Annotated in this window: 8 protein-coding genes; 6 read left to right on the top strand and 2 right to left on the bottom strand. The window is 39.8% G+C overall.

From position 1 onward, the window contains the following. Positions 1 to 23: 23 nt before the first annotated feature. From fahA to ACWPKD_RS00990, 5 genes are all read left to right on the top strand, one after another. A complete protein-coding gene (gene fahA / locus ACWPKD_RS01010; protein WP_455410814.1) occupies positions 24 to 1,307 on the top strand; it encodes a fumarylacetoacetase in 1,284 nt (427 codons plus the stop codon). Positions 1,308 to 1,490: 183 nt separating this feature from the next. Beyond that, positions 1,491 to 2,675: a hypothetical protein gene (locus tag ACWPKD_RS01005; protein WP_455410813.1), complete on the top strand. Its 1,185-nt coding sequence runs from the start codon at positions 1,491 to 1,493 to the stop codon at positions 2,673 to 2,675. Positions 2,676 to 2,788: 113 nt separating this feature from the next. Further along, complete coding sequence (locus ACWPKD_RS01000) at positions 2,789 to 3,631, top strand: hypothetical protein (protein WP_455410812.1); 843 nt, start codon at positions 2,789 to 2,791, stop codon at positions 3,629 to 3,631. Between the two features lie 3 nt (positions 3,632 to 3,634). Then, a complete protein-coding gene (locus tag ACWPKD_RS00995; protein WP_455410811.1) occupies positions 3,635 to 5,089 on the top strand; it encodes an N-acetylmuramoyl-L-alanine amidase in 1,455 nt (484 codons plus the stop codon). A 222-nt stretch (positions 5,090 to 5,311) separates the two neighbouring features. Next, the gene (locus tag ACWPKD_RS00990; protein WP_455410810.1) at positions 5,312 to 7,729 is read left to right on the top strand and encodes a TonB-dependent receptor domain-containing protein; all 2,418 of its coding nucleotides are present in this window, start codon (positions 5,312 to 5,314) and stop codon (positions 7,727 to 7,729) included. 63 nt (positions 7,730 to 7,792) lie between these two features. Here ACWPKD_RS00990 and ytxJ read toward each other — a convergent pair whose 3' ends face one another. Both ytxJ and ACWPKD_RS00980 read right to left on the bottom strand, forming a co-directional pair. Beyond that, positions 7,793 to 8,179, bottom strand: coding sequence for a bacillithiol system redox-active protein YtxJ (gene ytxJ / locus ACWPKD_RS00985; RefSeq protein ID WP_455410809.1), 387 nt, complete (start codon positions 8,177 to 8,179; stop codon positions 7,793 to 7,795). 1 nt (position 8,180) lies between these two features. Continuing rightward, positions 8,181 to 9,032: an archaemetzincin gene (locus tag ACWPKD_RS00980; RefSeq protein ID WP_455410808.1), complete on the bottom strand. Its 852-nt coding sequence runs from the start codon at positions 9,030 to 9,032 to the stop codon at positions 8,181 to 8,183. A gap of 281 nt (positions 9,033 to 9,313) precedes the next feature. On the opposite strand from ACWPKD_RS00980, the gene clpB reads away from it, so the two are divergent. Beyond that, the gene (clpB, locus tag ACWPKD_RS00975; protein ID WP_455410807.1) at positions 9,314 to 11,944 is read left to right on the top strand and encodes an ATP-dependent chaperone ClpB; all 2,631 of its coding nucleotides are present in this window, start codon (positions 9,314 to 9,316) and stop codon (positions 11,942 to 11,944) included. Positions 11,945 to 11,988: the final 44 nt, after the last annotated feature.

Below are 11,988 nucleotides of genomic sequence, written 5' to 3'. Positions count from 1 at the left end.
ACATTTACTAAAAACACGACATCATGCCTATAACAGCAAACGATCCTAATAGAACATCATGGTTATCAGTTCCTGAAAATTGTGATTTCCCCATTCAGAATATTCCTTTCGGAGTTTTTATCACTAAAGAAGATGTGGTGACCATCGGTACACGAATCGGTGATTTTGCCATCGATATGGGAGCGCTTCAGCAATTGGGCTATTTTGAAGGTATCGACTTAACTGACGATATGTTCATGCAGGACACTTTAAACGATTTTATCGGAGACGGAAAAAAAACCTGGAGACTGGTTCGTAACCGTTTAGCTGATATTTTCGATGCCAACAATTCCGAATTACGCGATAATAAAGCACACCGCGACGTAGTGGTTTTCAAGATCAGCGATGTGGAAATGCAATTACCGGTTCATATCGGAGATTACACAGATTTCTACTCCAGCAGAGAACATGCTACCAACGTAGGTAAAATGTTCCGTGACCCGGCAAATGCCTTGTTGCCGAACTGGTTACACATTCCGGTTGGGTACCACGGAAGAAGCTCTACGATTGTGCCTTCAGGGATTCCGGTACACCGTCCAATGGGACAAACATTACCAAATGACGCTACAGAGCCTGTTTTCGGACCATCCCGCTTAGTGGATTTCGAATTGGAAACCGCTTTCATCACTACCGATGCCAACATCATGGGGGAAAATATCCCGGTTGGTGAAGCTGAGGATTATATCTTCGGAATGGTATTATTGAACGACTGGTCTGCGCGTGATATCCAGAAATGGGAATATGTACCACTTGGACCCTTCTTAGCGAAAAACTTCGCTTCGTCAATTTCACCATGGATTGTAACGATGGATGCTTTGGAGCCTTTCCGTTGTGCATCCCCTAAACAGGAGCCTACGCCGCTTCCGTATTTACAGCAAACAGGAGATCACGCTTTTGATATCAACTTAGAAGTGTCGATTACTCCGGAAAATAATCAGGAGACTTTGGTTTGTAAATCAAACTTTAAATACATGTACTGGACCATGAGCCAGCAATTGGCACACCATACTATCAACGGATGCCGAATCAATTCCGGGGATATGATGGGCTCAGGAACTATTTCGGGATCGGCCGAAGATTCTTTCGGATCGATGTTGGAACTTACCTGGGGCGGGAAAAACCCAATCCAGATGAAAGACGGTTCTGAGCGTAAATTCATCAACGACGGGGATACGGTTATCATGAAAGGTTTCTGTAAAAATGATACAGTACGAATTGGTTTTGGAGAAGTTTCCAGCAAGTTGCTTCCTCCTATTCCAACGAAATAATTTCAATTTCAAAAACTCCGAAAATCGTCTTCGGAGTTTTTTTTTTTGCCATTTTTCAGATAATGCCCTAGCCCCGATAGAAACGGCATCCTTTTTGTATTACTTTTTCTGTAAGACAAAAAGATATAGTGAATAGCGGGAAAAGCTCCTGAAAAATTATATTTTTGCTAAAATTTATCGTTTATGAAGAAAATTACTTCTCTGGTTTTATTATTGGTATTTGCTTATTCCTGCGGTGTAAAACAAACACAAAGCATGTTGAGCGATGGTGACTACGACGGTGCCATTTCCCGTGCTGCGGAAGCCTTAAAAACGAACAAGACTTCTAAAGGAAAACAAGATTATATCTACCTGATGGAAGAGGCTTTTGCCAAAGCGAAAGAGCGCGATTTACGTGCCGTGGATTTGCTGGCGAAAGACGGTAACCCTGCCAATCTTGAGAAAATATACAATACGTATTTACAATTGAATTCGCGTCAGGAAAAAATCCGACCGTTATTGCCTTTGCGTTTGATCAAAGAAGGCAGAAATGCGATTTTCCCTTTTGAGGATTATTCCACGGAGATTGTAAACAGTAAAAACGCTTTATCGAAACATCTTTACGACAACTCCAAATTACTGTTGAAAACCAATGACAAAATGAGTTTCCGTCGTGCTTATGATGATTTCGCCTATCTGGAAAACATTAATCCGGGTTACAAGGATGTGAAACAATTGATGGACGAGGCGCAGTTTAAAGGAACTGATTTTGTGCACGTTTACACTAAAAATGAAACCAACATGGTGATTCCTGCGCGTTTACAGAACGACTTACTGGATTTCAGCACGTTCGGGCTTAACGATAAATGGACCGTTTACCACAACAACCGCCAGAAAGGGATTAATTACGATTACGGCATGATCGTGAATTTCCGTCAGATCAACATTTCTCCGGAGCAGGTTAAAGAGAAAGAGTTCATCAAGGAAAAACAAGTTAAAGACGGTACAAAACCTTTATTGGATGCTAACGGGAACCCGGTTAAAGACAGTTTAGGGAATCCAATCCGCGTGGATAATTTCAAAACCATCCGTGCCAATATTTATGAATTCCGCCAGTTCAAAGCCTGCCAGGTAACCGCTAAAGTGGATTATATTGATTTCAGAACCAATCAGTTGATCGACGCTTTCCCTATCGCAAGTGAATTCAACTTCGAATATATTTATGCTAATTACAATGGAGACAAACGCGCTTGCGAAGACAATTATCTTCCTTATTTCGAAAGAAGAGCGGTTCCGTTCCCAAGCAACGAACAAATGGTTTACGATACGGGTGAAGACCTGAAAGCAAAACTGAAGAACATCATTACGCGAAACAAGTTCAGAAGATAAAATCTAAAATTTTTGTATTAAATTACAGTAAACACCTTGTTATCAAGGTGTTTTTTTTTGTTCCTAATTTATTTTTGTAATATATTTACTACTTAATATTTAATTTTTTATTTATGAAAACAAAATTTTTATTGTGCGCCACATTACTTCTCGGACTTCAGTTTCAGGCACAGGAGCTCTCCAAACCAAGGGAAATTGCAATTAAGGGGGCCTATTCCAATCCCGTTGCTTCTCCGGACGGTAAGTATGTTTTGCTGACCAAAGAACACAACAAAGGCGTTTATCTGCTTGAAATGAAAACCAAAAGAATAACCGTGGTGTCCGACAAAGACGGAAGCGGTTACGCCTACACCTGGAATAAGGACAGCAAAACCTTCTATTACAAAGAAAAAGGTGAAAAAGCGTATTTCTCCGATTCAAAAGTGAAAGCGTTTTCCGTAACACAGAAGAAAGCAAAACCACTAAACCTGAACCACAATTTCCTGCCATCCTTCAAAGGCAATAGCAAAAAGGTTGTCCACACGAATCCATCAACTTTAAAAATTGAAGCCACGGATTTAGAATCTTCCAAAAACTGGGTGGTAACCAATGACGAAGGCCAATTCTACAATGCAATCCTCTCCAACGACGGCACAAAAGTAGCCGTTCATAAAGGAGCTGATATTTACCTTTATAATGTTGACGGAAACGATAAAGGAAAATACATCGGTACAGGATTGGCAACGGCTTGGTCTAAAGATGATAAGTACTTAATCGGTTTTTTAGATGAAAGCAAAGACGGGCATTCGGTAAGCAATGCCGAAATACTGTTGTTCGATGTTAGAACTTCGAAAACGATAAAACTGACCACCACTGAAAATCAAATCGAAATGCTCCCTTCGCTTTACGGAAACAATCAGGTGATTTTCTCCGATGAAAAAACCGGTAAACTATTCGTCTCACAATTAAAATTCTAAGCCATGAAAAAACTATTCACTATACTTTTCGCCCTCTTTGCCGCCTTTACACTAAAGGCTCAAATTGTAGTTATCGATCCGGGGCATGGCTACGGAGCCACCACAAGCGACAATCCCGACGGAAGAACCGCTACCGAAATCGAAACTTCACTGGAAGTAGGTTTACGCACCCGAACCTTGATCCAGAATTCCTGTTCTGCCTGGACGGTTCAAATGACACGAACCACCAACCTAAACAGCTGGATTTCCGTAACGCAACGTGCCCAGATGGCCAATAACTGGAATGCCGACCGTTTGTTAAGCATCCATTGCAATGCCGGTGGAGGAACCGGAACGGAAACTTTCTATTGTACCGATTCTGATACTAATACAGCACCTGATATTGCTTTCGCACAGAAAATCCAAAACGATATGGCCACAAACGGCGCCTGGAACAACCGCAGATGTGTGGAAGACAATAGCTTTTTAGCGTATCATTTGGGGGTATTGAAATACTCTTCTGCAACGGGCTGTTTGAACGAAATCGGTTTTGTGGATTCTGCGGATGCTACGAAACTTACTAGTTCTGCCTGGCGTGATACGTTTGCCCTCTCCTATTTTAATTCCTTAAAATCAAACTTAGGCGTTACCTGTTCGGCTCCGCTTCCGGGTGCTTTTACACTTACAGCAACTCCGGAATGCAGTGGAACAACCAGTCAAATACGATTGAACTGGACGGCTTCTTCCAATGCGAATTCTTACGATATTTACCGAAACGGAAATCTATATGCCAGTGACATAACCGGAACCCAGTTTCTGAATACCTACATTACAGTCGGAACAAATTACACTTATTATATCAAAGCCAAAAACACCACCGGTTCCACCAATAATTCAAATGGGACTTTATCGGCAACGGCCATTACTTGTGCTCCGGGAAGTTTTACTTTAACAGCAACAGCCACGTGCAGCGGAACTACAAGCGCCATCAATTTAACATGGACGGCTTCGGCAAATGCGACCAGTTATGATATTTACAGAAACGGCAATTTATACGCTGCCGATGTTACCGGAACGTCTTTTTTAAATACCTATCTGATTACCGCCGGTTCAACGTATACCTATTACTTAAAAGCTAAAAACAGTGTGGGTTCCATTACTAATTCCAACGGAACAAGATCGGTTACGGCGATTAGTTGTGCAAAAATATCTGATGAAACTGCAACCTCTAATGAGCCGGAATTTACATTTTATCCTAATCCAGCCAGTGATTTTATAACATTGGAGTTTGAAAAACCAACTGTTGAGAATATTGAAGTAACGATAATGGATGTAAACGGCAAAACAATTTTTACAGACAATATCCCTTCGGACAAACAGACTAAAACCATTGATATCAGCGGATTTTCATCCGGAATTTACTTTCTGAAAGCAGCCAGCAACGGCAAACAACATTTCAGGAAAATCATTAAAAAATAATCTTAAAAATCCGGAGTTAACCACTCCGGATTTTTTTTTGCTTTTTTATTTTACAAAATCCCTTTTCAATCGTCTTCCTTTTGACAAAGCAAAATATTTTAAAATAAATAGTACCTTGTATTGCATAGTATTATTTTTTGCATTAGCTTTGCACCATCATCATCAATCAACCCGAGGCGCAGCCGAACTGTTTGGAGCGTAGCGGAAAAAAAATTAATCAAAATGAAAGTAAAAGCGATCATGCTTTGCTTATTAGCTTCTGTTGCTACTATGCAGGCTCAACAATCCGTTCCCCCAACAATTACAACTTCTGTTAAAATGGATGCCACGGGAACTTTATCCGGAAAAATAATCGACCGGAAAACAAATGAACCTTTACCTTATGCGACCGTTACGGTCAAAGAGGGAAACAATGTAATTTCCGGCAGTCTTACTAAAGAAAACGGGACCTTTAGCCTAAACAATTTACCGTTAAAAACATTAACCGTTGAAATTGGTTTCATGGGTTATAAGAAATTTGAAACCACCCTGAATTTTTCAAAAGAGGAAAACACTATCAATTTAAAAAACATTGCGTTAGAAGAAGAAGCAAGACAATTGAGCGAAGTAGTGATTACCAAAGAGAAAACGGCTATTGTTCAAAAGATTGACAGAAAAGTCGTTACCGTTGGAAAAGATTTACAGGCTACGGGTGCCACTGCTGCCGAAATAATGAACAACATCCCAACAGTAAACGTTGATTTACAAAACAATACGGTAAGTTTAAGAGGCAACGAAAATGTAAAAATCCTTATTAACGGAAAGCCTTCAAATTTAACGGCACTTCAGGCTTTGCAACAAATTCCGTCTACATCCATCAAACAAATTGAGTTGATTACCAATCCATCGGCAAAATACAATCCGGAAGGAATGAGCGGGATTATCAATATCGTTCTGAATAAAAATTCAATGATGGGTTTTAACGGGAATGTAAATTCGGGAGTGGTTTTCGGTATCGTTCCGAAGTTCAACGGTTCCATCGACATGAATTACAAAGTAAATAAATTCAATTTTTACAGTACCTATTCTTTAAATCACGGGAAAAGAATAAACGAGGGCATTGTGCATTGGGACAAATATAACAGTGCCGAGGATTATGATTTGACCTTTAAAATCACGGAATTCAACAAAGAACATTTTACCAAATTAGGCACGGATTATTACATCAACGATAAAAATACTTTGTCATTTTATACTTTACAAACGTTTAACAGCCCGGTTTTTAAATTTGAAAATGGTGTAAATTATTACAATCCGGCTACTGCTGATCAGGTTCAAAATCAAAATGCTACAGGTAAAACCAAAAATCAAACTTATAATGTAGCCTTCAAACATATTTTTGACAAAGAGGAAAAAACATTAGACATCGAATTAAATTACAATACAGACAAATCGCCTGAAAACAGTATATATGTAGACGGAAATGATACTTTTTTACGTAAAAACGATGTCACCAAAAACGGAAAAAACTTTATCGGGAATATTGATTTTGTCAATCCGATAAACGAAACAACCAAGATTGAATTAGGTCTTGAAAGCCGATTAGACGAAACGTCCAACAACTTTTTTGTAAACGATGCTTTTGATGCCGACTTTAACTTTAAAAGAGATATTCAGTCTGCCTACGGAAACATTAGCAAACAATATACAAAATGGAGTTATCAGCTTGGATTGCGTCTGGAAAGTTATAACGTAAACGGAACCTTCAATAAAACTGGGTTTTCGAATGAAACCTTCACGGATTATATTTTTACAGCCTATCCCTCAGCATTTTTGACGTATACTCCTTCTGAAAACAATTCCTTCAATTTTAATTATTCAAGAAGAGTTGACCGTCCAAACATGGAGCAGGTAAATAAAATCAGACAATGGAGCACTTCAACTGTTGAACAGATAGGAAATTCGGAATTAAAACCTCAGTTCACAAATTCAATAGAAGCAAATTACACCCGAAAACTGGAAAAAGGGAACATTACAGCCGGTGCTTTTGTAAGACTTATCAAAGACGACATCAATCAGGTGTTAACAAGTAATCCTTACGATCCAACAAAGCAGTTGATGACCTTTAGAAACTTTGACAAAAATCAGGAATATGGCTTAGAACTTTCAGGTAGTTATGAATTCAAAAAATGGTGGAATGTAAACTTTGGACTGGACAATTATTTTACCAATTCAAGAGGAGTCCTTGAGAAAAGAGACGGGAATTTATACGAAGAAAAGTTAAATGCTGTCATTTTCAATTCAAGAATGAATCACACTTTTAAAGTAACTAAAAACTTCAGATTGATTTGGTTTACCATGTATTCCGGCGGAAAAAAGGGCCTACAATTCTCCAATAAAGATATGTGGAAAACCGATTTAGGATCACGATTAGACCTGTTTGAAGGAAAAGGCTCTTTAAGCTTACGATTCAACGATGTTTTCAAAACGATGAAATCCCGCTTTATTTCTACAGAACCGGCACACATAACCGGTACTTTCAAATGGGAGAGCCAAACGGTTAACCTAAATTTCAGCTATCGATTTGGAAGCGGTAAAAACAAATCGCTTGACCGAAAACAAAGAGACAATAACGTAAAACAAGGCGGAGGAATGTTTTAAAACCAACCTTTATCTTACCAAAATGCCTGCTTTAATCAGCAGGCATTTTTATTTTAGTACAAATTACAGAAACCGTTTTAAATCTTCGGCATCAATACCGTCATGGGAAACATCATAAACCGCCTTTCCGTCTTTAATCACAATTAGTTGTGGCGACTGATGCACCACCTCAAATAATGAGGCAATTTCATTGGAAACCGGTCTGTATTCCAACAAATCCAGAAAATAAGGTGTGATGCTGTCCTGAAAATCAAAGGCGTTTTCAAACTGCTTCAAAGCCATCCTGCTGATACTGCAACGGGTGCTGTGCTTAAAAATAAGAATGGGTTTTTCTAAAGATTGCTTTACGATTTCCTCTAACTGATGCAATTCGGTTAAAGGTTCCCAATTCATTTTTGATTGCGAATTTCTGTCTTCAGATTCTCCAAAAAGACTTTTAAAAAAACTCATGTTATTGTAGTGTTTCTAATTGATTTTTCATGATTTCAGCATCAGGCAACAGATTGTGCTTTTCATAAAAGGCAATCAATTTCCCAAATCTTTCAACCGTATTAAAACCAAAATTATGATTCATTTTTTTCACACAAACCGAACATAACGTATTAGGTCTTGAATCGGCTTCCGGTAAGTTATTTACTCCGTTCATTACACATTGTGCGTGTGTACAATGCTTCATTTTAAACATGTGCCCGATTTCATGTGCCGAAACTTTTATGGTTCTTCTCAACGCTAACGAAAAATCATTGCCGTTAGGCTCATAGCGAAACATGGAACCCACTCCTACCCCCTCTGAATAAGAGGCCAAACCGAAAACATAATTCCAGGAAGGCTTCGGATACAAATCTTTGGAAGTGATCATCATGATCACCAAAGCATCTTTAGGTTTCAAACCGGGAATATACTCATGAATCAGGAAAGCGGCATCGAGCTGTTCGTTCATTTCATTCATTCTTCGTTTATCGACGGGCACAACATTATCCTTAATGGCAGGCATCTTCACGGTTTTAATTCCGTAGAAAAGCTCGAGGTACTCCACAGTCAAATCTAAAATTTTACTTTCCTCTGGTGTGAAATCGCCCATTGGTAATATGTAAATCTTATTTTGCTTGTCATTGGGCTTCATCGGAGTCAATTTTGAATAAGCCTCAAAGGTTTGCCCTTTTTCAGGATGGTCCGCTAACCATTCTCCGGGTTGTGGTTCTCCCAACAAAACATCGGTTTCTGCAATTTTCTGAAAATCATCCTTCTCTTTACAGGAAAACAAAAGCAAAAACAAGACTAGTAAGACTGCTGATTTCGTCATTATTTCATAAATTTAAGACATTTTGTCTTAGTTTTTCATCCATTTAACCTTTAAAACCCATCAAAACCAGTCATTTTGTCCTATTTTTCACATTGGAACACAAATTGTCTATTTGATTGCAAAGCTAAACAAAAACAACGAACGAGATATAGCACATAATAGTATGAACGTAAATAATTTAACCATCAAATCCCAGGTTTGATATTAAGAGGAGGAAGCCCAGTGGGCTTCAGGTATACAAACTTTAGCGTGTTACTAAACAAAACAAATAGATAAAAATTATGAACATAAATAACTTAACAATTAAATCGCAAGAAGCTTTGCAGCACGCACAGCAGATTGCACAAGGCAACGGCCAGCAACAGTTGGAGAACGAACACATCTTCAAAGGTATTTTGGAAGTGGACGAAAACGTTGCACCCTTTATCCTGAAGAAACTGAATGTAAACCTAAACCTGTTCCGACAGATTTTAGACAGCACCATTCAGAGTTTCCCGAAAGTTTCCGGTGGTGATTTAATGCTTTCCCGTGAAGCCGGAACCGCTTTAAACGAAGCCAACATCATCGCTAAAAAAATGAACGACGAATATGTTTCCATCGAACATTTGATTTTAGCCATTTTCAAATCGAAGAGCAAAGTTGCCCAAATCTTAAAAGATCAAGGTGTAACCGAAAAAGGCCTGGAAGCCGCTATTGGCGAAATCCGTAAAGGAGAGCGTGTAACTTCAGCCTCAGCCGAAGAAACCTACAATGCGTTAAACAAATACGCGAAAAATTTAAATCAGTTGGCCAATGACGGTAAACTCGATCCGGTAATTGGCCGTGATGAAGAAATCCGTCGCGTATTACAGATTTTATCGCGCAGAACGAAAAACAACCCAATGCTGATTGGGGAACCCGGTGTAGGTAAAACCGCGATCGCAGAAGGATTAGCACACAGAATTGTAGCCGGAGATGTTCCAGAAAACCTTAAAGACAAAATTGTTTTCTCTTTAGACATGGGAGCCCTGATTGCCGGTGCAAAATATAAAGGGGAATTTGAAGAACGCTTAAAATCGGTAGTAAAAGAAGTAACTTCCGCGGAAGGCGACATTGTTCTTTTCATTGACGAAATCCACACGTTGGTGGGTGCCGGAGGTGGCGAAGGCGCAATGGATGCCGCGAACATCTTAAAACCTGCATTAGCCCGTGGTGAATTAAGAGCCATCGGAGCTACAACTTTAGACGAGTATCAAAAATATTTCGAAAAAGACAAAGCGTTGGAGCGTCGTTTCCAGAAAGTCAACATCGATGAGCCGGATACCGAAAGTGCGATTTCCATCCTGCGCGGTATCAAAGAAAAATACGAAACACACCATAAAGTACGAATCAAAGACGATGCGATTATTGCTGCGGTGGAATTGTCCCAGCGCTACATCACCAATCGTTTCCTGCCGGACAAAGCCATCGATTTAATGGACGAAGCCGCTTCCAAATTGCGCATGGAAATCAATTCAAAACCGGAAGAGTTAGACGTTTTGGATCGTAAAATCATGCAGCTGGAAATTGAAATTGAAGCGATAAAAAGAGAGAATGACGAAACGAAACTGAAAGTTTTAGGTTTAGATTTAGCAAACTTAAAAGAAGAACGCAACGAAGTCTATACCCGATGGAAATCCGAGAAAGATCTGGTAGACCACATCCAATCGGTAAAACAACAGATTGAAGATTTCAAAGCCGAAGCCGAACGTGCCGAACGCGATGGTGATTACGGAAAAGTAGCCGAAATCCGTTACGGAAAAATCAAGGACGCTCAGGAAAAACTAGACGGTTTGCAGAAACAATTACAGGAGAATCAATCGGATAAATCGTTGATCAAAGAAGAAGTAACACACGACGACATCGCTGAAGTAGTTGCAAAATGGACCGGAATCCCGGTAACCAAAATGCTGCAAAGCGAACGCGAAAAATTACTGAAACTAGAAGATGAATTACACCATCGGGTAGTCGGCCAGGAAGAAGCAATACAGGCTATCAGTGATGCCGTGCGCAGAAGCCGTGCCGGATTACAGGATCCCAAAAAACCAATCGGTTCCTTCCTGTTCTTGGGAACAACCGGTGTCGGTAAAACCGAATTGGCAAAAGCTTTGGCAGAATATTTATTCGACGATGAAAATGCAATGACCCGAATCGACATGAGCGAATATCAGGAACGTCACAGCGTGAGCCGCTTAGTAGGTGCGCCTCCGGGTTATATAGGTTACGATGAAGGCGGTCAGCTCACGGAAGCCGTACGAAGAAAGCCATATTCCGTTGTATTGCTGGACGAAATTGAAAAAGCGCATCCGGACACCTTCAACATTTTGTTACAGGTTTTGGACGAAGGACGTTTAACGGACAACAAAGGAAGATTGGCCGATTTCAAAAACACGATCATTATCATGACTTCCAACATGGGAAGCCACATTATACAGGAAAAATTTGAGAATTTAACCCGAGGCAAAGCCGAACTGAGCGGAGCTAAAGGCGGAATCGAAGCGACAACGGAAGCGGCAAAAGTGGAAGTATTAGGCTTATTGAAACAAACGGTTCGTCCGGAATTCATCAACCGTATTGACGAAATCGTGATGTTCACACCGTTAAGCAACGACAACATCCGTGAAATTGTTGGCTTACAGTTGAAAAGTGTTATCAAGATGCTGGCACAACAACACATCACAATGGATGCCATACCAGAAGCTATCGCCTATTTATCTGAAAAAGGATACGATCCGACTTTCGGGGCAAGACCGGTGAAACGCGTGATTCAGAAGGAAGTTTTAAATCAGCTTTCTAAAGAAATCCTCGCCGGAAAAATAACAACAGACAGTATTATACTGTTGGACAGTTTTGACGGACAATTGGTTTTCCGAAACCAGACAGACAAAGAGTAATTTAGTTTTTTCATATTTTTTATTTTTGGTTTTTGGTTGTACCC

The organism is Flavobacterium pedocola (assembly GCF_053764385.1).
The sequence above is the reverse complement of the archived record's forward strand: the minus strand, read 5'-3'. Positions and strand labels throughout refer to the sequence as shown.

Coding starts and splice junctions, on each gene's coding strand:
- fahA (WP_455410814.1), top strand. CDS start 24: ATGCCTATAACAGCAAACGATCCTAATAGAACATCATGGTTATCAGTT.
- ACWPKD_RS01005 (WP_455410813.1), top strand. CDS start 1,491: ATGAAGAAAATTACTTCTCTGGTTTTATTATTGGTATTTGCTTATTCC.
- ACWPKD_RS01000 (WP_455410812.1), top strand. CDS start 2,789: ATGAAAACAAAATTTTTATTGTGCGCCACATTACTTCTCGGACTTCAG.
- ACWPKD_RS00995 (WP_455410811.1), top strand. CDS start 3,635: ATGAAAAAACTATTCACTATACTTTTCGCCCTCTTTGCCGCCTTTACA.
- ACWPKD_RS00990 (WP_455410810.1), top strand. CDS start 5,312: ATGAAAGTAAAAGCGATCATGCTTTGCTTATTAGCTTCTGTTGCTACT.
- ytxJ (WP_455410809.1), bottom strand. CDS start 8,179: ATGAGTTTTTTTAAAAGTCTTTTTGGAGAATCTGAAGACAGAAATTCG.
- ACWPKD_RS00980 (WP_455410808.1), bottom strand. CDS start 9,032: ATGACGAAATCAGCAGTCTTACTAGTCTTGTTTTTGCTTTTGTTTTCC.
- clpB (WP_455410807.1), top strand. CDS start 9,314: ATGAACATAAATAACTTAACAATTAAATCGCAAGAAGCTTTGCAGCAC.